At 64.9% G+C, this 25,737-nt stretch carries 19 protein-coding genes; 6 read left to right on the forward strand and 13 right to left on the reverse strand.

Features of this window, described 5'->3' with window-relative positions; all coding sequences use genetic code 11:
* Positions 1-73: 73 nt before the first annotated feature.
* The 7 genes from IFT98_RS03395 to IFT98_RS03425 all read right to left on the reverse strand — a co-directional run bounded on the left by IFT98_RS03395 (position 74) and on the right by IFT98_RS03425 (position 7,936).
* Positions 74-1,066 carry a siderophore ABC transporter substrate-binding protein gene (locus IFT98_RS03395; RefSeq protein ID WP_192047309.1) on the reverse strand — a complete coding sequence of 331 codons (993 nt, stop codon included), beginning with the start codon at positions 1,064-1,066 and terminating at the stop codon, positions 74-76.
* A complete protein-coding gene (locus IFT98_RS03400) occupies positions 1,063-1,845 on the reverse strand; it encodes an iron ABC transporter ATP-binding protein (protein WP_192047308.1) in 783 nt (260 codons plus the stop codon). The genes IFT98_RS03395 and IFT98_RS03400 overlap by 4 nt, the downstream gene beginning before the upstream one ends.
* Complete coding sequence (locus IFT98_RS03405) at positions 1,842-2,792, reverse strand: iron chelate uptake ABC transporter family permease subunit (protein WP_192047307.1); 951 nt, start codon at positions 2,790-2,792, stop codon at positions 1,842-1,844. The genes IFT98_RS03400 and IFT98_RS03405 overlap by 4 nt, the downstream gene beginning before the upstream one ends.
* Positions 2,789-3,733, reverse strand: coding sequence for an iron chelate uptake ABC transporter family permease subunit (locus tag IFT98_RS03410; RefSeq protein ID WP_192047306.1), 945 nt, complete (start codon positions 3,731-3,733; stop codon positions 2,789-2,791). The genes IFT98_RS03405 and IFT98_RS03410 overlap by 4 nt, the downstream gene beginning before the upstream one ends.
* Positions 3,730-5,502, reverse strand: coding sequence for an ABC transporter ATP-binding protein (locus IFT98_RS03415; RefSeq protein WP_192047305.1), 1,773 nt, complete (start codon positions 5,500-5,502; stop codon positions 3,730-3,732). The genes IFT98_RS03410 and IFT98_RS03415 overlap by 4 nt, the downstream gene beginning before the upstream one ends.
* Positions 5,496-7,298 carry an ABC transporter ATP-binding protein gene (locus IFT98_RS03420; RefSeq protein WP_192047304.1) on the reverse strand — a complete coding sequence of 601 codons (1,803 nt, stop codon included), beginning with the start codon at positions 7,296-7,298 and terminating at the stop codon, positions 5,496-5,498. The genes IFT98_RS03415 and IFT98_RS03420 overlap by 7 nt, the downstream gene beginning before the upstream one ends.
* A gap of 104 nt (positions 7,299-7,402) precedes the next feature.
* Complete coding sequence (locus IFT98_RS03425; protein ID WP_192047303.1) at positions 7,403-7,936, reverse strand: sigma-70 family RNA polymerase sigma factor; 534 nt, start codon at positions 7,934-7,936, stop codon at positions 7,403-7,405.
* Positions 7,937-8,120: 184 nt separating this feature from the next.
* Here IFT98_RS03425 and IFT98_RS03430 point away from each other — a divergent pair, with 184 nt between their 5' ends.
* On the forward strand, positions 8,121-10,286 hold the full coding sequence (locus IFT98_RS03430; protein WP_192047302.1) for a condensation domain-containing protein: 2,166 nt from the start codon (positions 8,121-8,123) through the stop codon (positions 10,284-10,286).
* 122 nt (positions 10,287-10,408) lie between these two features.
* On the opposite strand, the gene basC is transcribed toward IFT98_RS03430, so the two are convergent.
* Entirely contained in the window at positions 10,409-11,728 is a 1,320-nt protein-coding gene (gene basC, locus IFT98_RS03435) for a putative histamine N-monooxygenase (protein WP_192047301.1), read from the reverse strand.
* 61 nt (positions 11,729-11,789) lie between these two features.
* Positions 11,790-16,151 carry an amino acid adenylation domain-containing protein gene (locus IFT98_RS03440; protein WP_192047300.1) on the reverse strand — a complete coding sequence of 1,454 codons (4,362 nt, stop codon included), beginning with the start codon at positions 16,149-16,151 and terminating at the stop codon, positions 11,790-11,792.
* A gap of 192 nt (positions 16,152-16,343) precedes the next feature.
* Here IFT98_RS03440 and IFT98_RS03445 point away from each other — a divergent pair, with 192 nt between their 5' ends.
* The 4 genes from IFT98_RS03445 (at position 16,344) to IFT98_RS03460 (ending at position 20,973) form a co-directional block, all read left to right on the forward strand.
* Positions 16,344-17,444, forward strand: a complete 1,101-nt coding sequence (locus tag IFT98_RS03445; RefSeq protein WP_244650845.1) for an isochorismate synthase — start codon at positions 16,344-16,346, stop codon at positions 17,442-17,444.
* 28 nt (positions 17,445-17,472) lie between these two features.
* Positions 17,473-19,308, forward strand: coding sequence for a (2,3-dihydroxybenzoyl)adenylate synthase (locus IFT98_RS03450; RefSeq protein ID WP_192047298.1), 1,836 nt, complete (start codon positions 17,473-17,475; stop codon positions 19,306-19,308).
* A gap of 62 nt (positions 19,309-19,370) precedes the next feature.
* Positions 19,371-20,597, forward strand: a complete 1,227-nt coding sequence (locus IFT98_RS03455) for a histidine decarboxylase (RefSeq protein WP_192047297.1) — start codon at positions 19,371-19,373, stop codon at positions 20,595-20,597.
* Positions 20,598-20,655: 58 nt separating this feature from the next.
* Positions 20,656-20,973: an isochorismate lyase gene (locus tag IFT98_RS03460; protein WP_197976540.1), complete on the forward strand. Its 318-nt coding sequence runs from the start codon at positions 20,656-20,658 to the stop codon at positions 20,971-20,973.
* A 430-nt stretch (positions 20,974-21,403) separates the two neighbouring features.
* Here IFT98_RS03460 and IFT98_RS03465 read toward each other — a convergent pair whose 3' ends face one another.
* Positions 21,404-21,898, reverse strand: a complete 495-nt coding sequence (locus tag IFT98_RS03465) for a DUF1543 domain-containing protein (RefSeq protein ID WP_192047296.1) — start codon at positions 21,896-21,898, stop codon at positions 21,404-21,406.
* A 96-nt stretch (positions 21,899-21,994) separates the two neighbouring features.
* The gene (locus tag IFT98_RS03470; RefSeq protein WP_192047295.1) at positions 21,995-22,930 is read right to left on the reverse strand and encodes an alpha/beta fold hydrolase; all 936 of its coding nucleotides are present in this window, start codon (positions 22,928-22,930) and stop codon (positions 21,995-21,997) included.
* A gap of 93 nt (positions 22,931-23,023) precedes the next feature.
* Between IFT98_RS03470 and IFT98_RS03475 the strand changes: the two genes are divergently transcribed.
* A complete protein-coding gene (locus IFT98_RS03475) occupies positions 23,024-23,608 on the forward strand; it encodes a CGNR zinc finger domain-containing protein (RefSeq protein WP_192047294.1) in 585 nt (194 codons plus the stop codon).
* 7 nt (positions 23,609-23,615) lie between these two features.
* Here IFT98_RS03475 and IFT98_RS03480 read toward each other — a convergent pair whose 3' ends face one another.
* Together IFT98_RS03480 and IFT98_RS03485 are read right to left on the reverse strand one after the other, a co-directional pair.
* Positions 23,616-25,019, reverse strand: a complete 1,404-nt coding sequence (locus IFT98_RS03480) for a heavy metal sensor histidine kinase (RefSeq protein ID WP_192047293.1) — start codon at positions 25,017-25,019, stop codon at positions 23,616-23,618.
* Complete coding sequence (locus tag IFT98_RS03485) at positions 24,992-25,687, reverse strand: heavy metal response regulator transcription factor (protein ID WP_122796709.1); 696 nt, start codon at positions 25,685-25,687, stop codon at positions 24,992-24,994. Before IFT98_RS03485 ends, IFT98_RS03480 begins: the two co-directional genes overlap by 28 nt.
* Positions 25,688-25,737 lie beyond the last annotated feature (50 nt).

Below are 25,737 nucleotides of genomic sequence, written 5' to 3' on the forward strand. Positions count from 1 at the left end.
TGGTTGGCATTCGATAAAAATTCTCGTCTTCGTGACGATTCGTCTCCGATGGGCCCACACTTGCCGCGTCGGATCAGTGCGAATAGCCCTGCATCACCTCATCGGCCATGCGCGAAAGACAGGTCACGCTGGCGGTGCACAGGTACCAGGTGCGGGCGTCGACGAAGATCACCCGGCCCTGGGTCCATGCCTTGGTCTTGCGCAGCAGGGGGTTGTCCAGGCTGTCCAGATTCAGCGCCGGACGGCGTTCCATCACTGCCGTGCGGTCTATGACATAGAGGATGTCCGGGTCGGCCTGCTGAATGAATTCGTTGGAGATCGGCTGGCCGTGCAACCCGGCTTCGATGTCGCTGCTGGCGGGCTTCACGCCCAGGGTGTCGAAGATGAAGCCGTAGCGCGATTTCACGCCGTATGAGGTGAAGGCGCCATTGTTGTGCAGCACGATCAGCGCTTTCTCGGGACGCCCCTCGGTGACCTTGCGCGTCTGCGCGACCTTGGCATCCATCAGCGCGACCTTTTCCTCGGCCAATGCCGGTTTGTTCAGGATGCGGCCGAGCAGGGTCAGGTGACGCTTCGCGGTTTCGATGAAATTGCCCTGTTTGTTGGTCAGGTCGATGTCGTCGTAGACCGTGGGTGCGATCTGGCTGAGTTCGTCATAGCTGCGCGCCTGCAACGGCGAGATCAGGATCAGGTCGGGCTTGAGCGCGTGCAGGCGTTCGAGGTTGGGTTCGATGGTGGTACCGACATCGGCTATGGTCGGATCATCGCGGTACTTGAGCAGAAAGTCGGCGACGTAGTCCTTGGCGATGCCCACCACTGGCGCGCCGAGTTGGTCGAGGCTGTCCAGCTCGCTCATGTCGAAGGCCACGACACGTTGCGGCAGCGTGTCGATGGTGGTCGTCCCCAAGGCATGCTCTACGGTGACTGAGGTGTAGTCGGTACCAGCAGGCGCGGCTTGAACGGCGGCGGGCGGTGTGGCCCCCGCTGTAGGCTTGTCGCAGCCATACAGCGCGCTGATGGCCAATGCCAGCAGGGCACCGGCGACCTTGTGGTGTGCGGTGTTCATATCGGTTGCCTTAATGTCGAGGAGTTGAAGTAGTTGCAGACGAACCCGCGTTCGCTGCGCAGGATTTCGAAATCCAGTTCGTAGAGATCGCGCAGGCCCGCTTCGTTGACCACCTGCGCTACCGAGCCCTGGCTGTGAACGGCACCGTGTTTCATGGCCACGATGTGGTCGGAATAATTGGCGGCAAAATTGATGTCGTGCACCACCAGAATCACCGTGCGGCCCTGTTCGTCGCACAGCCTGCGCAGGGCGCCCATGATCATCACGGCGTGTTTCATGTCGAGGTTGTTGAGTGGTTCGTCCAGCAGGAGGTAGTCGGTCTGCTGGGCGATGGTCATGGCCAGGAACGCCAGCTGGCGCTGCCCGCCGCTCAGCTCGTCGATGTAGCAGGTGCGCAGTGCCTGCAAGGACAGAAAACCGATGGCCTGGTCGATCGCCGCGTGGTCGGCGTCGGTGAGGTTGCCCTGGCTGTAGGGGAAGCGGCCGAAGGCCACCAGCTCTTCGACCGTCAGGCGCAGGCTGAATGCCTGGGTCTGACGCAAGGTGGCGACGCGCCTGGCGTAATCGCGCACGGCAATGCAGGCGCTGTCGCGTCCATTCAGGGTCAAGGTGCCCTGCGACGGCTTCTGCAGGCGGGCAATGAGCATCAGCAGGGTGGTCTTGCCGGCGCCATTGGGGCCTATCAACGAGGTCACCTTGCCGGACGGAAACTGTACGCTGACATCGTTCAGCACCTGAGTGCTGCCGTAGGATTTATGCACGTGGCTGAGGGCGATCATGGGCTGCCTCGGGTGCGGATCATCAGCGTGAGGAAGTACACGCCACACACCAGGTTGATGAGAATGCTGACGGAGGTGTTGTAGTTGAACAGCTGCTCGACCAGGTACTGGGCGACGATGAACACGCCGATGGCCACGCCGCAGGCGGTCGGCAGGGTGGCGCGGTGGCGCGCGGTGCGGGCCAGGGCATAGCTGATGTTGGCGACGATCACTCCCATGAAAGCGGTGGGGCCGACCAGGCTGGTGGACACGGCCACCAGCACCGCGATCAGCGCCAGTTGCAGGCGCACGCTGGGTGCGTAGTCGACGCCCAGCGAGACAGCCTGGTCGCGGCCCAGTGCCAGCACATCGAGTACCGGCAGCGTGCGGTGCACCAGCAGGCATGCGCCAACGACCAGCACGCCGCCATAGATCACCTGGTCCAGCCGTGCCCTGTTGAACGAGGCATAGCTGAAGCCCTGCAGTATCGAGAACTCGCCCGGACTGATCTTCAGCTGGATGAACTGGGTGAAAGTGGTCATCACCATGCTCAACACCAGCCCCAGCAACAACAGCAGGTAGACGTTGTTGCGCCCATCGCGGAACAGCCAACGGTGGATCAGCCACGAATAGCCGAGCATCAGCACGATCGACAACAGCGCATTGCCGCCACGGCCCAGCACTACCAGGCTGTGCGTGCCCAGGCAGAGGATCAACAGGGCCTGGAACAGCAGGTAGATGGACTCGTAACCCATGACCGCCGGAGTCAGGATGCGGTTGCCGACGATCGTCTGGAAAATCACCGAGGAGTAGGCGATGCAGACCCCGGCGATGACCATGGCGGCCAGCCGAATCAGGCGCCGCGGGATCACGTAGGCGAAATCCATTCCCGAGCCCAGCAGCACGAAACCCACGGCCAATGCCAGCACCGAGAGCCAGAGTCCGTAGCGGACCGCGCCCGGGCTCATGTGTACTTTCTCAGCAGCACGATCAGGAACATCACACCGCCGATGCTGCCTGCGGTGAGGCCGATCGGCACCTCGAACGGGTAGATCAGCAGGCGCCCGATGATGTCGCAGACCAGCAGCAGTGCGGCCCCGCACAGCGCCACGGTGGGCAGCGTGCGTTGCAGGTTTTCGCCGTGGTAGAGCGCCACCAGGTTGGGCACCACCAGGCCTACGAAGGGTATCGCCCCCACGGTGATCACCGTCGCCGATACGCACACGGCCACCAGCATCAGGCCCAGCGCGGCGTTGGCGGCGTAGTTCACGCCCAGGCTGCTGGCCATGCCTTCGCCCATGCCCAGAATGGTGAAGCGCTGGGCGAACAGGTAGGTGAGCAGCACGATCGGCAGTATCAGATAGATGACTTCGTAGTTGCCCTGCACGATCTTCGAGAAGTCACCGAGCATCCAGCCCTGCATGCTCTGCAGAAGGTTGTGGCGATAGGCATGGAATTCGGCCAGCGCGCTGAGCACGCTGCCGTACATCAGGCCGACCACGGGCACCAGCACCACGCTCTTGAACTGGATGCGGCGAATGATCGCCACGAAGAGCACGCTGGCCAGAAAGCAGAAGCCCAGGGCGAACAGCATCCTGACCGTGCTGCTCGAGGCCGGAGCGACGGTCAGCGAGACCAGGATTCCCAGCTTGGCTGCATCCAGGCCGCCGCAGGTGGCCGGCTCGACGAAGCGGTTGCGCACGATCTGCTGCAGGATCACCCCGCACATGGCCAGCCCGGCACCGGTCAACACCAGCGCCGCCAGACGCGGCAGACGGCTGGCGGTGAGGGTCAGCCAGGCATCGCCGGAAAAATTCCACAGTTCGCTCCAGGACACCTCCTTGATCCCCAGCGTCAAGGACAGGCCGCACAGCAGCGCGAACGCAACCGGCCAGCTCGCCGCCCTCACGTAGCGTCCTCATCCGCCGCTGCCGCGGCCAACCGCCAACCCTTGGCGGCGCGTCGCTGCGCCAGGAAGCGCGCGTAGGGCCCGGCCTGGCGGCTGAGTTGGGCATGGCTGCCTTGTTCGGCGATACGCCCGTCCGCCAGCACCACGATCTGGTCGGCCATTTCCACCGTAGACAGCTGGTGCGCGATCACCACCAGCGTGCGCTTGCCGCGCAACCGCGCCAGGGTCTGCGCGATGGCTGCCTGGTTCTCGGCATCGAGGGCCGAGGTAGCTTCGTCGATCAGCAGGATCGGTGCATCCTTGAGCAGCGCCCGGGCAATCGCGATGCGCTGGCGCTCGCCGCCGGACAGCCGCGCGCCGCCTTCGCCGACCTGGGTGTCGAGCCCCTGCGGCAAACGCGCGACGATCTCCAGCACGCCGGCCTGCTCGGCTGCCTGCAGGATCTGCTCGCGACTGGCATCGGCCCTGCCGACGCCGATGTTGGCGGCGATGCTGCCCTGGAACAGGTAGGCGTCCTGGAATATCTGGCTGGTCAGCGCCGCCAGCCGGGTACTGGACAGTTGCCGCACATCCACTCCGCCGACCTGCACGCTGCCCTGGTCGACGTCGAAGAAGCGCGCGATCAGCCGCACCAGCGTGGTCTTGCCCGATCCTGAGGCACCGACCACAGCGGTCATGCTTCCCGCTGGGATGTGCAGGCTGATCCCCTCCAGCAGGTGCGGCGAGTCTGCGCTGTAGCCGAAGCTGACGTCGTGGAATGCGACGCTGTTGTCGGCAGGCTCCGCCGCTGTTGGCGGGATTGGCAGTGGCAGCGGCTGCACGGCGAACAGCTCATCGACCACGGCCAGTTGGCCGCGCGCGCCGCGCAATATTTCGCTGTAGCTGGCGACTTCCAGCAACGGGTCGATGAACCGGCTGACCAGCATCAGCGCCACCACCAGCGCTGCCATCGACGCGGGTGTCATGCTGCCGCCAGACGTGTGCAATGCCCACCCGGCCGCCGCCAGCAGTGCTGCGAAGCTGACCTGTACGGCCCAGCTGTTGAGCACAACCGACATGGCCGAGACGTGAATCAGTTGCCGGGCCGACTGCTGCTGGCCGGCGATCGCCTGCTGCAGAAACCGCGTGCCGCCGTCTTCGCCGTTGAAGGCGCGCAGGACCGACTGGGCCTGGGCGAACTCCACCATGCGCCGACTGGCTCGAGCGGTGCTGGCATGGAATTGGACATCGCTGCGTTGCCCCATGCGCGCCGTCAGGGTGAACACGGCAAGCAACAGCGGCAGGGTCACCAAGGCGATCAGGGCCATCTGCAGGTTCAGCAAGAACAGCCCAGCCACCACTGCCAACGGGGTGATGACGCTGGTGATCAGGGGTGTAAGGACATGGGCAGGCAGTTGCGCCAGAGCCATCATGCCCTGGGTCGAGACGTGGCTCAGGCGGGCAGTGTTGTCCGGGTCGAACCAGCCGACCGGCAGGCGCGCGACGTGCTCGCTCAGGCGATGACGGCCGGCTTGCAGCACGGCCATGCCGAAGCGCACGCCGGCTTTCTCGACCACCCGACGCAGCGCCCAGCACAACGCTACGCCCACCAGCATCGGGACCAACCCGCGGGTGGCGGCTGTGATGTCGTGACCCAGCAAGCCGGTGAGCACCGGTATCACGGCGACGATGGTCAGCCCGTTGAGCAGTCCGTACAGCAGAGTCAGCCCCAGGTAGCGATAGAGCACGTCGGTGTCGTTGCCCAGCAGTCGCAGGAAGGTATTCAGCATGGGCCGTGCTCCGTGTGCTGGTTGTTCGGGTAGTCGCCCGCTCGCCAGAGACGCGCATACCGGCTGCCGCTGGCGAGCAATTGCGCGTGGGTGCCTTGCTCCTGAATGCGGCCATGGTCGATCACAATGATGTGGTCGGCGTGCATCACCGTATCCAGGCGGTGGGCGATCACCAGCACGGTGCGACCCTGGGCGAAGCGTGAAAGAGCCTGCTGGATGTGCACTTCGTTCTCGGCGTCGGCGGCGGCGGTGGCTTCGTCGAGCACCAGGATGGCCGGGTCGAGCAGCATGGCGCGGGCAATGCTGACGCGCTGCAGTTCGCCCCCGGACAGTTGCGCGTCTTCGCCCACCACCGAATCGTAGCCACGAGGCAGGGCGATGATCCGCTCGTGCACGTTGGCCAGGCGCGCGGCCTGCTCGATCTCTTCAAGGCTGGCCGAGGCGCGGCCCAGGGCGATGTTGTCGCGCAGGCTGGCATGGATGAGGCGCACGTCCTGCAGCACGAACCCGATATGCCGATACAACTGCGTGCTGTCGATCTGGCGCAGGTCGACGCCGCCCAGGGTGATGCGCCCGGCATCCGGGTCGAAGAAGCGCAGCAGCAGGCTCGCCAGGGTCGACTTGCCCGCGCCGGACGGCCCCACCACGGCCGTCACCGTGCCGGGCCTGAGGGTCAGATCGATATTGCTCAGTACCGCTGTTTCGCCGTCATAGCTGTAGCTCAGGTTCTCCACTTGCAGTTCGGCCCGTGCCGGCAGGACAGTGGTTGCCTGCGTGGGCCTGGCCAGTTCCGGGGTGGCCAGCAATTGCTGAATGCGCAGGGCCGCGGCCGTCGCGTTGTGCAGGTCATGAGTGATGTAGCTGAGCAGCAGCAACGGCGCACACAGGCTGGGCGCCACCAGAACGAAGGGCAGCAGGTCGATGGCTTCGATCCAGCCCAGCCAGGTGAACAGTGTGCCGAACGCCAGCACAATGCCGAGCACCGCGACCGGAGTGATCAGCGCATGGGCGTTGGCCATGGCACCGACCAGGGGGCGGGTGAAATCCTCGAACGCCAGCGCGAAGCCGTCCACGGCATCACGGTAGTTCGCCTGGGCCTTGCCCTCGATACCGAAGGACTTGACCACGGTGATGCCGTTGACGAACTCCACCACGGCGTTGTTGATGCGCGCCATTCCGGCGCCAAACGCCTGCATGTTGGCGCTGCTCGCGCGGGTGGCTCTGGAAACGAAGAGAAAAAACAGCGGAAAGGGCAGCAGGGAGATGACCGCCATGCGCCAGTTCATGGCGAACAGGTACACCGTGGCGAACGACACCGCCCCCAGCGACCGGCCAACCGTGGTGTAGAAGTGCGCGGTCAGGCTGTGCAGGGTATCGACGTCATCCTGCATCGCTTGCTTGACCTCGCCCGAGGCCCGCGCGGTGAACCAGCCCAACGGCACCTTGCCCAGCCTGCGGGTAATGGCCAGGCGCAGGTGTGAAGTGATCTGGTTATCGAGCAGATGGGCGAGCATCTCGCCCAAGGACACCAGGATCATGCCCAGCACGAGGCAGCCCAGGCTGCCGCCGATCACGGGCCACACGTGCGCAGCCGCATCCGTCGTCCAGATACCGCCGTCGGCAGGGGCCAGCGCCAGCTCGGCGAGGTAGGCGATTGCGGCCAGTGGCAGCAGGGTCAGTGCGGTGCCCAGGCTGGCCAGGATGGCCGCCACGATCAGGCGTCCACGAACGGGCCTGAGCAACTGGGCTATCGCGCCTTCGGCGACAGGGGGTTCGGTAGCGGGTGCGGCGCTCATTGAATCTCCGTAAGGGGGCAGGGCCCTCGGCTGGGTGTGCAGGCTTGGCACGGGTCGTGGGCACACGGTGCTTACCGTGTATTACGAACGACGGCGAAAAATCCTCAATGGGTGCAGCGATCGCGAGGGCGATCGCTGGCGAAGGGCTGGCAGGCGCGCATCGCACTGGCGATGTACTTCTCCACGGAAGACACCGACACATTGATCTGGCTGGCGATTTCGCGATGGCCCATTCCGCTCAGACGATGCAACAGCAGGGCCTGGCGGGCCTTGGCCGGTTGAAGGTTGATGGCGGCGTCGACCTGGGTCAGTGCTTCGAACGCAAGGGCGCGGCTCTCTTCCGATGGCCCCAGCGGCACCTCTTGTTGCCTCAGGCGTTCGAGGTGCCCGGCCTCCAGGCTGCGACGACGGTAGAGGTCGATGAGCATGCCCTTGGCGATCTGCGTGAGGTAGCAGCGGCAGTGCTCGGGTGCCGGCAAGGCGCCCTTGCGGATGAGGTTGAGGTAGATGTCGTGCGCCAGGTCAGCGGCGTCCGTCGGGTTGCCCAGCTTGCGTCGCAAAAGGCCGCTGAGCCAGCCGTGATGGTCTTTGTAGAGCCGCTCCACTTGTTGTCTGAGCGCGAACGATCCGTTGTCCACGATGCCTTTCCCCAACCCCATGTCGATGCTGTGTTTTTGACGAATGCTAATAAGTATGATTATCATTTGCACGATACGGTGTTTGCTTCACGAGTGCAAACGCACTGCTCACCCTCACCGTTCTGTCGCGTGCATGCCTCGGCCGCGGCCTCGTTTTCCCCTGTCAACCAAGGTGCTTATTTCCATGATGGAACCCCGTCCCGACAACGCATTGCAGACGCCGCTCACGCCCCATGAAGAGCAGGTCTGGCTGCTCCAGCAGCAGTATCCCGAGCAGCGCCGCAAGCATTTCAGCGCCTGGTCGCTGGGCTGCGCATTCGATACCCAGCGCCTGGAGGCCGCCCTCAGAGCGGTCATCGATGCACTGCCGGCGCTCAATGCCCGTTATCTGTTCGACGATGAAGGCGAGTTGCGCAAGGTCACGGCCGAGGATTGGCAAGCCTGTGTCGCCGTGCTGCAGGTCGACACCCCGGCGCGGGCAGGTGACCTGCTGCTCGACCGCCAGGCGTCGCCCTGGGACGCCGAAACCCAGGCGCCGCTCGCCGCCTTGGTGATCCAGACCGGGCAGGGTGTGATCCTCGGGTTCGTGCTGCATGAGGTGCTGGACCAGACCTGTCGCGAAGACGACCTGTATCGGCTGGTCATGGACGCCTACGACGGACGTCCCGTGGGCGTGCCGCACCTGCCGTGGCTGGTACGTCAGGCCATCGACGGCCCATCGGTGGCCTCGCCCCCGGCCGATCCCCGAGTGTCGAGCGACGCCGACGCCATGGGCGCGCTGATCCTCGCCGAATTCCGCAACACGCTGGCGGAGCCCGGCATGACGCTGGAAGACGACTTCTTCGAATTCGGCGGTCATTCCCTGTTGGCGACGCGGATCATCGGCAAACTTGCAGACAGCCACGGCGTGGAAGTGGACTTCAACGACTTCTTCAGCGCGTCCACGGCCGCTGCGCTGGCGCAACGCGCGCGGCGGCGCGAGCAGCGTGCATTGGCCACTGCGGCCTCGTCGTCATCCGTGCAAACCGCGCCTTTCGCACCCGCGCAGGCATCGCTGGGACGTGCCTACGCGGCCTTCGATTTCGGCACGATCTTCAACCTGCCGTTCGCCGTGGCGTTTCGCGAGCCGGTCGACGAGGCCGTCTTCGAGCAGGCCTTCCACGATCTGGTCGAGCGCCATGCCAGCCTGCGCACGACCTTCCATTTCGATGAGGGCGAACCCTACCAACGGCAGGTACCCGTCGAGCGCTTGGGTCAGTACCGCTGGTTCTGGTCCAGCCAGCACAGCGAGGGTGCGAGCCTGGCCAGCGAAGCGCAGCATGTGTTCGACCTCTCCCGCGAGCTGCCGATGCGCGTGCGCTTCCTGCGTGACGGGCAGCAGGCGGGGCAGACGCTTTCGTTGCTGGTCCACCACATGGCCATCGACGAGTGGTCGCTCAACGTGATGATGCAGGACCTGAGCCAGGCCTACGCCGCGCGCGCCGCCGACCGGGCACCGGTCTGGCACGAGCCGGCGCCGGCCTTCCACGAGTACGCCACGCGCGCCCGAATCGCGGGCATCGACCCACGCCACCTGGCCTACTGGACCGACATGCTGGCCGCCGCCACGCGTGGCCTGCAGCTGCCTGACCATGCCAATGCGAGCGGCGCGCGCTCGACCGAATCCGGCACCCAGGCCCAGTGGTTCGAGATCTTGCCGAACCAGGCCCTGACCGATGACCTGCAGCGTTTTGCCAGGCACAACAATGCTTCCCTGTTCGGTGTGCTGTACACCGCCATTGCCTTGGCCTTGCACAAGGTCGGCGGGCTCGAGGAACTGGTGATCGGTACCTCGGCTTCCGGGCGCACCGATCCGGCCTACTACAACACGGTCGGCTACTTCACCACCATGGTCGCCCATCGCGTGCGCTTCGATGCGCAGCAGGCACTGGGGTCGGTGGTCGAGGCGGTCAGCAGCCTGATCAATGATTCCATGGCCTACGCCGACGTGCCGCTGGAGCAGATCCAGCAGGCGTTGGGCATGACGCCTGCGGACGGCCTGCTGTTCGACGTCTACATTCAGATCCACGCCAACAACGCCTTGAATGGCGCGCTGCGCGGGGCCGACGGCGAGGCGATTCGCTACCGGCAGATCGACCCGGAGAAGAGCCAGTCGATGTTCGGCATGCAGTTCGAAATCATGGAAAACATGGTTCAGGGCCAGCGCTCGCTGCGTCTGGTCGTCACCTATCAAACCGCGCGCTACAGCGCCGCGCAGATGGACCGGGTCAGCCGGGCGATCGAGCAGGTGTTGGCCGCATTCACGGACAGGGAAGGAGCAAAAGCGTCGGTGGGGCAGTTGAGCGTCTAGCGCGCCCCCCCTTGTGGGAGCGGGTCTCTGCCCGCGAAAGGTTCACCGCGGTGTGTCAGGCTGACCGCGGTGTGATTTTCGCGGCCACAGACCGCTCCTACGGAGGGGCGCGATGGTGCGGTTCAGTCCTGATGCATGCCGTAGCGCTGGAACGACGAGCGTTTCGGCAGTCGGTAGCGGGCACGCCCCAGCAGTTGGTTGACGATGGTGGCGTTGCGCGTCGGGGCGATGCCCAGGTCGGGTGAGCCGACACCGTGCTGAAAGATTTCCGCGTTCTGGATGAAGATCTTGCCGGCGCCGTCGTCACGGCGGCGCGCGGTGAAGTCCGCCTGCACCACGCAGTCACCATAGCTGTCGGTGTCCAGCAGCGTGTCCTTGAGCCGTTCGAACCACTGCGGCCAGGTGTGCCGGTAGCCGGTCGCCGCAACGATGGCGTCAGCTTCGAGCATGCCGGTCTGGTCCAGTTCGCGGTGCCGGTAGGCGATACGCAGCGCGCCGTGAACGTCCTCCACACGCTGTACCTCGCAGTTCGACAGCAATGTCAGCCCCGGATCGCGCCCGCCGATGGAGCGTTCGTAGATCAGGTCGTACAGGGCGCCGATGGTGGAAAAACTGATGCCCTTGTACAGCAACCCTTGCCCGGCAACGACTTCGCGCCGTCGCTCGGGCGCCAGACTATGGAAATAGTCCATATAGGCAGGGGTGAAGCATTCCTGGCCCAGCTTGGAGTATTCCATCGGATGAAAGCCCGGGGAGCGCGTGATCCAGCGGATCGAGGCGCCGGTCGCGACCCGTGCCGGAGTCAGTTCGCTGAACAGCGCCAGCACGCACTCCGCTGCGCTTTGCCCGGAACCGATGACGGTAACCTGACGGCACTCGGCCAGCTCCGCCTGGCGTTTGCCGAACTGCGCCGAATGCATGATCGGCGCGGTGCTCTTGACTTGTGCCCACTGGGGCAGCAGGGGCTGGGTGCCGATGCCGACGGCCAGGTGTCGGCTGCGGTAATGACGCTTGAACCCCGAGATCGACTGGCTCTGGATCAGGAAGCGCTGGGTGTCGGCGTCATAAGTAACCTCGCAGACTTCTTCGTCGAAGCGGCAGGTACCCAGGCGCTGCGCGGCCCAGCGGCAGTAATGATCGTATTCCAGGCGAGGCACCTGGAAGTTGTCGTAGTAATAGAACGCGTGCAGCCGATCGTGATGATGCAGGTAATTAAGGTAGCTCAGAGGGTGGGTCGGATCGGCCATGGTCACCAGGTCCGCCAGAAAGGGCACCTGCAGAGTGGTGCCGGGCAGGAGCAGGCCCTCGTGCCAGCGAAACTCGCTCTTGCGTTCCAGGAACAGATGGCTCACCTCGGGGTGGCCATCGAGCAGTGCGGCCAGGCCCAGATTGAACGGGCCGATGCCTATGCCCGCAATGTCTATCGTCGTTACATCCGTCATCCCGTCTCTCCATGAGCATTGTCGGGTAGGCGCGGCGCCGCTGCAGGGCGCCGCAATCGATTCAGTGGGCCTGCCCAACCGCGTCTTTTGCGAGCAGGCGCTGCACGTCGTGGGCGTTGCGGCACTGCAGCAGCTGGCCGGGCGACAGCGTCACCGCGAAACGCTCGCGCAGTCCGGCCACAATGGCTTTCAGGTGCTGTGGTCGCAAGCCCAGGCTGATGAAGCCGGTGGCCGCGTCGTCGGCGTGCTGCGCCGGGCGGCCCAACACGTTCAGGTAGACCTGCAGCACGGACAGCGCCACCGTGTCCGCGCCCGGCGCCGACTCGGTGGCCGGTACGGCGAGCAGCTCGCGTGCTCGCCGGCGGTCGACCTTGCCATTCTGCGACAGCGGCAGTTGAGTAACGGCCAGCAGGCGCGTCGGCAGGTGAGAAGGCTGCAAATGTTCGCGGGCGTAATTGCGCAATTGGACGACGCTGATTGCCTGCGTGCCGGCAGTGCTCACATACAGCGCGCCGAGATTGGTTTCGCCCTGGCCGAGGTCCTGGTAATCCACCACCAGCACCTGGCGCAGCGCGGGGTGGTGGCTCAAAACCTTCTCGACATCGGGCAGCGACACCCGCACGCCGCGCACTTTCACATAGCCGTTGACCCGGCTGTCGAAGATCAGCGTGCCATCCGCGCGGTAGCGTCCGCGGTCACCGCTGCGGAAGGCCCTGATCGGCTGGCCCTGTTCATCATCGACCGTGATGAAATCGGTCTGCGCATACTCGCCGCCGTCCAGGTAACCCAGCGCCAGGTTCACGCCCGCGGTATGGATACGGCCGACAACGCCCGGCGGGCAATGCCGGCCGTGTTCATCGAGCACCAGGTAGCGATTGCCCGGCAACGGCTGTCCATAGGGAATCAGCGTGCGGTCGTCGCTGCCGATCTCGTGCCAGATGCTCCAGATGGTGGTCTCGGTGGGCCCGCCCAGGGAGATCAGGCGGGCGTGCGGCAGGCATTCGCGCAACTGGGCGATCACCACCGGCTTGATGTAGTCGCCACCCTGGGCGATCAGGCGCAGGCTGCGCAGGTCATGCTCGCCGCGACCGGCCAGAAGCATTTCCACGATCGCCGGCACCGAGCACCAGAGGCTGACCCGATGCTCGGCGATCAACTGGTTCCAACGCACCGCGTCCTTGTCCTCGTTCACCGCCGGCAGCACCAACGTGGCACCGGCACTCAGGCTGCCGAACACGTCGAACAGCGACATGTCGTGGTGCAGCGGCGTCACTGACATGAGCACGTCGTTCTGGCTGACCTGCCACCGTGCCAGCGTGCTGCCGATGACGCTGGCGGTCGCGCGGTTGTTCAGCACGACGCATTTGGGCTGGCCCGTGGTGCCCGAGGTGTACAGATAATAGGCGGGTGCTTCACTCAGGGAAAAATCAGGCAACGACGCGGGGAAGGGCGCGTCTTGGGCGAGCAGCTCGGAGATGACGGCCACCGGCTGATCGATGGGTTCCAGTTCCGCCAGCACGACCAGATCGGGTTGGCAGTTATCCAGCAGGTAGCGGCGACGGTGCTCGGGCGCCTGAGCGTCGATGGGCACCCAGATCACCCCCGTCAGCGCGCAGGCCAGGGTCAGCATCGTGTGCTCCGGGCTGCGCGGCAGACAGATCGCGACCACCTGACCGCGGGTGAGACCTCGGGCCTGCAAGGCGGCGATCACCCGTGCCACGCCGTCGCCCAGTTCGGCATAGCTCAGCCGCCTGGCTCCGCAGATGAGTGCAGTGCGGGTGTTGTCGGCATCGAACACATGCTCGGCAATGCGGGCCAGGAAGGGCGCCTGGCAGGCATCGCGTTCAGGGCTGTTGGAGCGGTAATGGCCGGTGTCGAGCAGCGGCGCCGTGGTCAGGGTGAAGCTGTCGTGGGCGGCAACCTGGCTGACGGCTTTGTCCAGCATGCGCAGGATGTCGCCGACCTGCGTCGAATCCAGCACCTCGTGCGCATAGTCGATATCGACCCGCAGTGAGCCTTCAGTGTCCGTCGACAGGCGAATGTCCATGGCCACCTGCGGCGTCTGGGTCAGCCCGGTGTGCAGGCGCATGGGGCTGTCGGCAGGCATCACCGGCCAGGACAGGCCGCTGGTGATCACTACCGGCAGCACCGGCCCGGGGCCGTGTCGCTCGAACAGCAGCCGGGTCAGGTCGACAGCGGAATACGCCAGGTGCTGCAACCCCTCCAGCACATCCACCTGCAACGCCTTGGCGCGCTCGATGAACGGGCGTTTATCGACGGCCCAGTTGATGGCGATGAAACTCGAGTGGTTGGCCAGGTCGGCGCCGCTGTTGGGGGCGACCGGCAGGGCAACGCACAGGTCGCCCTCCGCGAGCCAGTGCGAGAGCACTTCCAGAACCACCGCCATGAGTGCGGAGTTCTTGAACAGACGCTGCTGTGCGGCCCGCCGGCTCAGCGCTGCAAAGCGCGATTGCGGCACCTGCAGACTCTGCCGTTGATAGCGAGACGGGCCGGCCTTGGCAAGCGGTTGTTTCCACGGCAGGCAGGGCGGCCCGCTGACGGCCGCCAGCTTGTCGCGCCAGTAGGCCATGTCTGCCTTGCGTTGCTCGGTCGCGGCCGGCGCCGGTAGCGAGGCCGCTGTTTCCGAGTGCTGCGCGGGCGTGCCGGTGAACAGCTCCACCAGCAAGGCGGCGATGGAGTGGCCGTCAAGAATCAGGGCGTCCATGCGCACGAACACGACGTGCTGGTCCTGCGCCAGCTCGAACAGCGTGACGTTCCACGGTGCCGCGTGCAGACCGGACACGGCATGTGCGTAGGCTTCGCGGCGCTCTTCCACCTCGCGCAGGCCATCGCTCAGGGGTAAGTGGCGCAGGTCGATTTCATCCAGATGGGGCTCGACCACATCGCTGACGTACTGCACACAGTGCTGGGCATCGATGTGGGTACGCAGGCTCGGATGGCGCCGGACCATGTCGGCCAGGCGCGTACGCAGCAGGACTGTATCGATGTGCCCGCGGTATTCACGGAATTCCTGCATGGCCACGCCGCCCAGCGGCATGTGTGCGCCGCGCCCCAGCAGGTAGGCCTGCTGCAGAGCGTTCAACGGCCGTCGAGCCGGCGGCGACAGGGGTTGATCCAGGCATGCCGGATCGGCGGCAACCGCTTGCACCAGCGCGACGAAGCGCTCGAACAGGGTGGACACCCAGGTCAGCGGCAGGGCATCGACACGGATGTCCCAGTTGATCGAAAGCCCCTGGTCGATGTGAGCGACCTGAACGTCCAGGGCCACCTGCGGGCCTTGCGAGATCACCCAGTTCATCGGGCCGAACACCCGTCGCACACGGTCGGACAACAGCTCGCCCTGGCTGCGCTCCAGGGCAGCGGTGAAAACCACCGGCGCCAGTTGCGCCGAGCCCGTATGCCGCGACAGGTCGCGCATCAGGTCGACGCCGGAATAGGCGCAGTGCTCCAGGGCCTGGATCAAGCTGTCACCCAGCTGCCGGCACAGCGTCGCCGGGCTGCTGGCGCGGGCCATATCCACGTCGACGATCAGCACGTTGGCGAACTCGCCGATGGTGCCCTGCACCTGCACCTGCGGCTGCAGCGGCGCGCGCCAGAAGCTGGGGACATTGAGGCGAAAGCGTGGATCGCCGGTGCGCTCGCCGAGCACCGACGCGAACAGCCCCAGCATCAGATTGGACAGGGTCAGTCGGCGCTCCCGCGCCAGCCTCTGCAGGGCCTGGTAGTGCCCGGCGTCGAGCCAGGTGTGCAGGCGCTGGCTGTGTGGCTGCGCTGCGCTTGATTCGAGCAGGGGCAGGGTAGGGGCGGGTGCGATGTGGTCCAGGCGCTGGCGCCACCAGTGGCGGTCGCGGTCGCGGGCGGCCTTCGCCGCGGGGTCTGCCCTCAAGGTGTCCAGCCACTGGAAAAACGTCGGCGGCGTCGACGGCGGCTGCCCAGGTGCTTCGTAGCCGGCGGCCAGGTCTTCCATCAGCGTGGGAAAACTGGACGGGTCGATGGCGATCATGTCGCTGTCGACGTGCAGGCGAAAGCGATCCTCGGGCAGCAGGCTGACGCCCACGCGCAGCCCGCCGACGTGGACCAGGTCCAGCTGCTGATGGGTCCAGGCTTCGCGTTTGCGCTGCAGCGCCTGTTGCATTTGCACGGCCGGCAGATCGGTCAAGTCGTCGACTTCAAGCGACGGCGCGCGAGCCGTTGGCGGGGTGTGTTGCAAGCCCTCGGGGCTGACTCGCAGCCGCAACATCGGGTGACGGCTACAGGCATCTTCCAGCGCCGAGCGCAGGCGTTCGAGGTCGATTCCCTGGCCATCGAACTCGGCGTACAGGTGAGCTGACACGTTCCCCAAGGCCGCATGAGCAGTGCGCCCGATCCAGCAGGCGGCTTGCATTGAAGTTAACTCTCGCATGGCTCACTCGTCTCACGTGATTGACAACGTTCCGTTTATGTCGTCACCATTAGAAACAATAATCATTCACATTCGCAATTAAAAATTACAGTTCAGGGCAGGGAGGCGACACCGAAGATGAGATCAGCCATCGTCAGGGCGACTGCGCCGCAAGACGTGCAACACGTTGTGAAAGATGACAATTTTTCGTTCATGTCGGGTCAGCGCGAGTTGCGGGCCCATGGGTTGCTGCAACGCATCGAGGCGCCGGCGGTAGGCGGACAGGACGCGCAAGGTCGCTTCCAGCAGGCGGTCCAGCGCGCTTTCGAGCAGGCTCGAAAGGCCGGGCAGGCCGTGCCGATGGTGGTCGGCGCAATTCCCTTCGACCCGTCCGAAGCGTCGTGCCTCTTCGTTCCGGAGCAGGCGCAGTGGCACGATCTGCAGCCGGACGCGGCGGGCACGCCGAGCCCCATGCCGTCGCTGCTGGAGCAACGCAACCTGCCCGACGAGCACGCATTCATGCGCTCGGTGGAGCACGCCGTGGCCAACTTCGGCTACAGCGACGTGCGCAAGGCGGTGCTGTCGGTGCAGCGCGAACTGGTGTTCAGCCAGGACATCGACGTGAACGCCCTGGCCCATAACCTGCGCGTGCAGAATCCCAGCGGCTATCACTTCCGCGTGCCCATGGCCGACGGCGCCACCTTGCTGGGCGTGAGCCCCGAGTTGCTGGTGCGCAAGCACGGCGCCTCGTTCGTCTCCAATCCGCTGGCCGGTTCGGCCAAGCGCATGGCCGATGCCGACGCCGACCGCCGCAATGCCCAGTGGCTGTCCGAGTCGGACAAGGACCACTACGAGCATGGCTTCGTCACCTCGGATATCGCCGCACGGGTCAGCGAGCTGTGTACCCGCCTCGACGTACCGCAACGGCCCTCGCTGATCAGCACCCCGACCCTCTGGCACCTGTCGACGCGCATCGAAGGCACCCTTGCCGACCCCTCGGTGTCGGCCCTGCAACTGGCCTGTCGCCTGCACCCCACGCCTGCCGTGTGCGGTTTCCCCACCGAATTGGCGCGGCGTCTGATTCGTTTCGTCGAACCCACCGAGCGCGGCCTGTTCACCGGCATGGTCGGCTGGTGCGACTCCCAGGGCAACGGCGAATGGGTCGTGACCATTCGCTGCGGCACGGTTTCAGGCCCGCGGGTCAGGCTGTTCGCCGGCGCCGGTATCGTCGAAGCCTCGCAACCGGCGGCGGAATGGGCCGAGGTCCAGACCAAGCTGCGCACCATGCTCCAGGCGTGCGGACTGCACGCGTGATTCCCCCTTCCTCATGACGAGTGAAACCATGACTATCGAATTCACCCGCTGGCCGCAGGACCGTGCCCAGGCCTATCGCGACCTCGGCTACTGGCTCGACCAGCCACTGACGCGCATTCTCGATGAGCGCTGCGAGGCACAACCCGACGCGCCGGCGATCATCTGCGGCGAGCGCAGCTTCACCTACGCCGAGCTTGACCGTCTCTCGTCCAACCTGGCCTCGCGCCTGGCTGCACGCGGCCTGGGTCGTGGCGATGCGGCGCTGGTCCAGCTGCCCAACATTGCCGAGTTCTACGTCGTATTGTTTGCCTTGTTCAAGGCCGGCATCGTGCCGCTCAACGCATTGTTCAGCCACCGCAAGCTGGAGCTGGGCGCTTACGTCAAGCAGCTGTCGCCGCAATTGTTGATCGCCTCGCGCGAGCACGAAGTGTTTCGCGATGACAGCTATGAAAGCCTGTTCGAGCAGGCCACGGCCCAGCCTCGGGTAGCTCTGTTTCTGGGCGATTCGCGCAGCGAACACAGCCTTGCCGAATGGATCGAGACGCCGGCCACCGAACAGGTCACCTATGCACCCACGGCCGCCGATGAAGTGGCGCTGTTCCAGCTGTCCGGCGGCAGCACCGGTACGCCGAAATTGATCCCGCGCACCCACAACGACTACCACTACAACGCGCGAGCCTGCGCCGAGGTCTGCGCCCTTACCGCGCAGACGCGCTTTCTGTGTGCCTTGCCGGCTGCGCACAATTTCCTGCTCAGCTCGCCAGGCGCGCTGGGCGTGTTTCACGCCGGTGGCTGCGTGATCATGGCCGACAACCCCGAGCCGCTGGCGTGCTTCGCCCTCATCCAGCGGCATGCGGTCAATACCGTGGCCCTGGTGCCCAGTGCCGTTGCCCTGTGGCTGCAGGCCGCGCCACAGCATCGCGCGCAGTTGCAATCGCTGCACTACCTGCAGGTGGGCGGCGCGGTGTTCGCCGACTCGTTGGCGCGCCAGGTGCCGGCGGTGCTGGGCTGCCAGTTGCAGCAAGTGTTCGGCATGGCCGAAGGGTTGATCAACTACACCCGCCTGGACGACAGCGACGAGCAGGTGTTCACCACCCAGGGGCGTCCGGTGAGCCCCGGTGATGAAATCAAAATCGTCGACGAGCAGGGCGCCGAGGTGCCCAGCGGCCAGCCGGGAATGCTCGCTACCCGAGGTCCGTACACTTTCTGCGGCTACTACAACAGTCCGCAGCAGAACGCCCAGGCGTTCGACGAACAGGGCTATTACTATTCCGGCGACCTGGTGCAGCGTCTGCCCAGTGGTGACCTGCGCGTGGTCGGCCGGATCAAGGATCAGGTCAACCGTGGTGGCGAGAAGATCGCTTCCGAAGAGATCGAAAACCTCATCGTGCTGCACCCGGACGTGACCCACGCCGGGCTGGTGGCAATGCCGGACCAGGCCTTGGGCGAGAAGAGCTGCGCGTTCGTGGTCACCCGCGATCCGACGCTCAAGGCGCCCGCGCTGCGCCGTCACCTGCTGGCGCTGGGCATCGCCGAATACAAGTTGCCCGATCGCATTCGGATGATCCCGAGCATGCCGTTGACGGCCGTGGGCAAGATCGACAAGAAGCGGCTGCGCCAACTGCTGGCGGTGGAAGACAACCGCACTTGGCTGCAGACACGTCTGCTGCAGCTGATCGAGGACGGTGACGCCCTCGACCCTCAGGAAAACCTGATTTTCTACGGGCTGGATTCCCTCCAGGTGATGCGCCTGGCGGCCGAGCTCAAAGAGCGCGGCGTGGCCGTGAGCTTCGAGGAACTGGCCACCGAACCGACCCTGGCCAACTGGTGGGCGCTGGTCGAGAGCCGTCAGAAAGCTGCCTGATTCAAACGGCGAGCCGTGCCGGTGCAGTGCGGCTCGCCTGGTCATTCCAGAAAGGATCCACGATGACATTGTCTACTGCCGACACCGCTCGACTCGATGATTTCTGGCGACACTGCCTGGAGCATCAGTTCTTCAACATTGGCTACCCGGAAAATGCCGATTTCGACTACAGCACGCTCGAGCGCTTCCTGCGCTTTTCCATCAACAACTGCGGCGACTGGGGCGAACACAGCAACTACGTGCTCAACTCCTTTGACTTCGAAAAGGACGTCATGGCGTACTTCGCCGATCTGTTCGATATTCGCCGCGAGGACAGCTGGGGCTATGTCACCAACGGCGGCACCGAAGGCAACATGTTCGGCTGCTATCTGGCGCGAGAGCTGTTTCCCGATGGCACCTTGTACTATTCGCGGGACACCCACTATTCGGTGGCCAAGATCGTCAAGCTGCTGCGCATCAAATGCCGCGCCGTGGACGCGTTGCCCAATGGCGAGATCGACTATGACGACTTGCTGGCGAAGATCGCGGCGGACGGGGAAAGGCACCCGATCATCTTTGCCAACATCGGCACTACCATGCGCGGCGCCGTCGACGACATCGCGATCATCCAGGCGCGCCTGCAACAGGCAGGTATTGCGCGGCGTGACTACTACCTGCATGCCGATGCCGCGCTGAGCGGGATGATTCTGCCGTTCGTTGATACGCCGCAGCCATTCACCTTCGCCGCGGGCATCGATTCCATCTGCGTATCCGGGCACAAGATGATCGGCTCGCCGATTCCCTGCGGCATCGTTGTGGCCAAACGCAGGAACGTCGAGCGCATCTCGGTGGAGGTGGACTACATTTCGGCGAGCGACAAGACCATCAGCGGCTCGCGCAACGGCCACACGCCGATGATCATGTGGGCGGCGCTGCGCACCCATTCGCCAGCCCAGTGGCGCCGTCGGGTGGCGCACAGCCTGAAGAGTGCCCAATACGCGGTCAATCGGTTGCGTGCCGGCGGCATCGACGCGTGGCGCAACCCGAACTCCATCACTGTGGTGTTTCCCTGCCCGTCGCCGGGGATTGCCCGCAAGTACGGCCTGGCCACCTCGGGCGATACCGCGCACCTGATCACAACGCCGCATCACCGCGACACCCAGGTCATCGATGCGTTGATCGACGAGGTGATCGCCGAGGCGCGTCCGGAGGCCTGGCGCGCCACCTTGCAGCGCAGCTGGCATTCGAACACCCAGCCGCCACCGCGCAGCGCGTCCTGGACTGTCGGGGCCGGCCTCGACCGTGCGTGATACCCGGCTCATTGGACACCACCTTGCCCATTCCACCTGACGAACGAGAGCGACCATCTTGAATCAGCCACCTACACCCCAGGACTGTGCCCACCTGGACGACATCCGCTGCGGCATCGACTGGCACGACCGGCAGATCTTCGACGCCTTGGTGCAGCGTTTGCAGTACGTCAAGGCCGCAGCGCAATTCAAACCCAGCGAGGAATCGATCCCGGCCCCCGAGCGAGTCGCGGCCATGCTCGAACAGCGCCTGGAATGGGCCGCTTTGGCCGGCTTCGACCCCGCGTTCACCCAGGCACTGTTCGAACGGATCATCCACTGGAACATTGAGCAGCAAATCGCCCACTGGCGTGCGACCCGATCAGGCAATGCCTGATCCACCGCGGCGTTCTTTTCGCGGGCAGAGCCCGCTCCCACAGGGTGTGAGTGAACCTTCGTGGGAGCGGTCATCGGCCGCGAACGGCGCATCGCGTTACGGCTGATTCACCGCGGCGTTCTTTTCGCGGCCACGGACCGCTCCCACAGGGTGTGAGTGAACCTTTGTGGGAGCGGTCATTGGCCGCGAAGGGCGCATCGCGTTACGGCTGATTCACCGCGGCGTTCTTCTCGCGGGCAGAGCCCGCTCCTACAGGGTGTGAGTGAACCTTTGTGGGAGCGGTCATTGGCCGCGAAAGGGCGCATCGCGTTACGGCTGATTCACCGCGGCGTTCTTCTCGCGGGCAGAGCCCGCTCCCACAGGGTGTGAGTGAACCTTCGTGGGAGCGGTCATTGGCCGCGAAAGGGCATGCTGCGGTCCGACTGATGTTCTACGGCAGCACGATGTATTCATTGCGCTGTTCGATGCCTTGATGCGGGCCCTCGACCAGGTGCACGTAGCGACCGCCGACCTGGTCGATCGGCACGCAATCGTCCACGTCCAATACGGCGTCGGTGTGGGGCTGGTGCCAGTGTTCGAGGCACTGGCGGCGGGCGCGATTCTTGGCGTCTCGAGCCGTGTGCGCCACCACCAGCACATAGTGGTGCGCTTCGCCGAACGACCGCGCCTCGTAGCCGCCAAGGTTGATCACATACAGCCGCGGCATGCCGGCGCTGGGCGCCAGCGGGCTGAACTCGACCTTCCACTGGTCGATACCGTCCACCGCCATCCAGGCATCGACGTGCAAACCTTTCTGACTGCCGAACCAGTCTGCCCTCAGCTGCGGATAGGTCGCTTCGAGCGAGTCGGCGACGACGCAGGCGATGTCGTGCACTTCGATGCGTGCCTTGGGGTGCTTGCCGCCAAGCAGAACGACGTAGAGCATGGATGCGGGTCCTTGGTGGGAGGTGCTGGTACGACAGCATCCTGCCACCTATTGCTCAATACCGTCTCGCTCGGCGGCGCGTTCGGCAACGACCCCTCAACGAACGTTCTTGTCGAGAAACTCGCGGATAACCGGAATGATCTCCCGGCCATGGGTTTCCAAGGCGAAGTGGCCGGTGTCGTAGAAGCGAATGTCCGCCTGGGGCAGGTCACGCTTCCAGGCCTGCGCACCGGCCGGAAGGAAGAACGGGTCATGCTCGCCCCACACTGCCAGCAGGGGCGGCTGGTACTGGCGGAAGTAGTCCTGAAAGGCCGGGTACAGCGCCACGTTGGAGGCGTAATCCAGTACCAGGTCGAGCTGGATGTCGGCATTGCCGGGCCGCGAGATCTGCAGGCCTTCCAGGGTGTAGCCGTCCGGTGAAACCGCGCTCGGGTCGCTGACGCCTTCCAGGTACTGCCATTTGATCGAAGCCGGGGTCGGGAAGTCCCGCAGGGCATCGCGGTGCTCTTGGGTGGGCTCGCGCCAGTAGGTCTGGATGGGTGCCCAACCAGCGCCCAAACCTTCCTCATAGGCGTTGCCGTTCTGCGAAATGATCGCACTCACGCGTTCGGGGTGAGCCACGGCCAGGCGCCAACCCACCGGGGCACCGTAGTCGTGGACCATCAGCGCGTAGCGGTCCAGCTCGAGCTGCTCGGTGAACTGGCCGATGGTCTGCGCCAGTTGGCGGAAGGTGTAGGCGTATTGGCCTCTGGCGGGTGCTTCGGTGAAGCCGAATGCAGGCAGATCCGGCGCGATCACATGGTAGCGGTCGGCCAGTTGCGGAATCAGGTCGCGAAACATGAATGAAGAGGCGGCAAAACCGTGCAGCAGCAACACCGTGGGCGCGCCCGGATCGCCGGCTTCTCGGTAGAACACGTTGACATCGCCGACCTGCTCGTAACGGTAGTGCACCGTGCGGTCGGCATGGGCGTTCGGCGCGGCGCTGGTCAGCAGCGAAGCGGCAAGCGCGGCTGCGGATTTCGAAATGGTCATGACGGCTCCTTAAGTAACCCTTTATCTGTGTGTTTGAAGGTTACGTATGATTTTGGTAACCTGTCAAACTAATTTTATAAGTTACGGTGCGTCATGGATCTCACCCTTACCACGCCCGACACGTTGTTCGTGGCCGACAACCTTGCGCTGGATTTCATCAATACCGAATACGGCGTGGGCGATCAGCAGCACGATTGCCTGCGCGACGACGAGAACGTACTGAAGTGGCTCGAGGCTGCCGGCCTGCCCGCGCGACATGACCAGACGGACACTGCGCGCGGGCTATTGACCCAGGCCCGTGCGCTGCGCGCGTGTGCCAGGGCATTGGTGAGCGCCGCGATGACCGGCGCAGAAGCCGACCCTGGCGTGGTCAACCAGGTCCTCGAGGCCGGGCGCCCGGTCAGCCGCGTGCAGTGGAATGGCGCCGCTCAGGCGTTTCGCATCGAGGTCGAGCCGAGGGATGCCGGCTCGGCAAGCCTGCTGTGGCCGGTGGCCGACGCTCTGGCCAGACTGGTCACGGGGGACACATTCGAGTTCGTTCGGCAATGCGAAGCCCATGACTGCGTGCTGTTCTTTCACGACCTGAGCAAGTCCCATCGACGCCGCTGGTGCAGCATGGCGACTTGTGGCAATCGCATGAAAGTGGCGGCGTTTCGGTCCAGGCAGAAACCCCAATAGAGTTGTTTCAGCGGCTTTGCAGCGCCGGGAAATGCAGCGCAAACCGGATGCGTCCGGGCTGGGGTTGGGTCACGCTGGCCTCACCGGCGTGCAGTTGCATGATCGCCGCGACAATGGCCAGTCCCAGGCCATTGGAGTCCGAATTCTGCTGGCGCGACGCGTCGCCCCGGTAGAAGCGATCGAACAGGTTGCTCAGCGCCGAAGGCTCCAACGCAGGGCCTTGATTTTCTACCACGATCACGCATTGCCCCTCTGCCGACTCGACGCTGATCAGTACATCGCTGTGCGGGTCGGCGTAGCGGATCGCGTTGGCGACCAGGTTGCTCAACGCGCGCCGCAACAGCAGCGGGTCGGCGTGAAGGGTGGCGTCGCCCGAGATCAGCAGGCGAATCTTTCGCTCTTCGGCGAGACCTTCGAAATAGTCGGTGACCCGCTCCAGCTCGTCGTGCACCTGCAGCGGCTGGCGCTGCACCACCGCCTGGGCGTCGTCGGCACGTGCGAGGAACAGGATGCTTTCGACGATGCGCGAAATACGCTCGAGCTCCTCCAGATTCGACGCCAGCAGCGTCTGGTATTCGTCCGCACTGCGGCCCTGGCGCAGGGCGACCTGACAGTGCCCCATCAACGAGCCCACCGGGGTGCGGATCTCGTGGGCAAGGTCGGCGGAGAACTGGGTCAGGCGCTGATAGCCCTCGGCCAGGCGATCGAGCATGGCATTGTAGGCGTCGCTCAACTGTTGCAGTTCGACCGGCGTGTTGTCGCTGCTCATGCGGCTGTGCAGGCGCGCCGGAGAGATGTCGGTGGCGTGCGCCGCCATCTCGCGCAGTGGCCGCAAGCCGCGGCGCAGCAGCACGAAGCCGAGCAGCGCGGTGAGCAGGAAAGCCATGCCCACGGCCAGGTAGATCCGTTGGCGAAACTCGCCGAGCATGGCCATCTCCTTGACCATGATGTGCGCAGCCGTGAGCTTCACTTCGCGGCCGCCGGAGGTGGTCAATACGCTTGCGGCCCGCAACGGTATGCCCGAAGGCGCCATTCCGGTGCGCAGGTCGGCGCTGCCGGGGACGGCGTCATGGGCGACCGCAGGCAGTGAGGGCAGGGTCGCGTGCAGCGGATTGACCTGAATCACCGGTGGCTGACCGGTCTCGGCAATGACGAAGATATCGTCTTCGCTGCCGAGCATGTTCTGGAAGATCTGTGGGCTGCTCGACAGCTTGTCCAGGGTCAGGTCGTAGTGCAGCAGTTTGCGGAAGTGGTCGAGGCGCCCCAGCACCGCGTTGTCGCTGCGCTGCAGCACCGACGCTTTCATCGATTCGTACAGGTACCAGCCGGCGCCGGCCACGGTAAGCATGGCCACAAGAGAGAAGGCCAGGGTCGAGCGCAGGGTCAGGGAAGGTTGGCGTCGGCTTCGCATGCCCGCACCTCGCAGACGTAACCGATGCCGCGCACGGTGTGGATGAGCTTGACCGGGTAAGGCTGGTCGACCTTGCTGCGCAGGCGCTTGACCGCGACGTCGACGACATTGGTATCGCTGTCGAAATTCATGTCCCACACTTCCGAAGCGATCTGGGTGCGCGAGAGTACGTCGCCTTCGCGACGCAGCAGCAGGTGCAGCAGGGCGAACTCCTTGTTGGTCAGGGTGATCACTTCCTGTTGCCGGGTCACCCGGCGGCGCAGCAGGTCCAGTTCGAGGTCGGCGAGGTGGAAGCGATCGGCCTCACGGGCGCTGCCACGACGCAGGATGGTGCGAATGCGCAACAGCAGTTCGGTGAACGAAAAGGGCTTTACCAGGTAGTCGTCGGCGCCCAGTTCCAGGCCACGAATGCGGTCTTGCAGCTGGTCGCGGGCGGTCAGAAACAGCACCGGTACATTCTGCCGCGCGCGCAGCACCTCCATGATCTGGAAACCGTCGATGCCGGGCAGCATGACGTCGAGCACCAGCAGGTCGTAGGGGTTTTCCAGCGCCAGGTGCAGGCCATCGGCACCGTGCTGCGCCCAGTCGACGTTGTAGCCGGATTCGCCGAGACCCTTTTTCAGGTACTCGCCGGTCTTGGTGTCGTCTTCGATCAAGAGGATATGCATCGATCAGGCTCGCTCGGGCGTTCACGGTTCGCGTTGTTGAGGGTTCGCGG

Source organism: Pseudomonas sp. CFBP 8770 (assembly GCF_014841705.1).
GTDB lineage: Bacteria > Pseudomonadota > Gammaproteobacteria > Pseudomonadales > Pseudomonadaceae > Aquipseudomonas.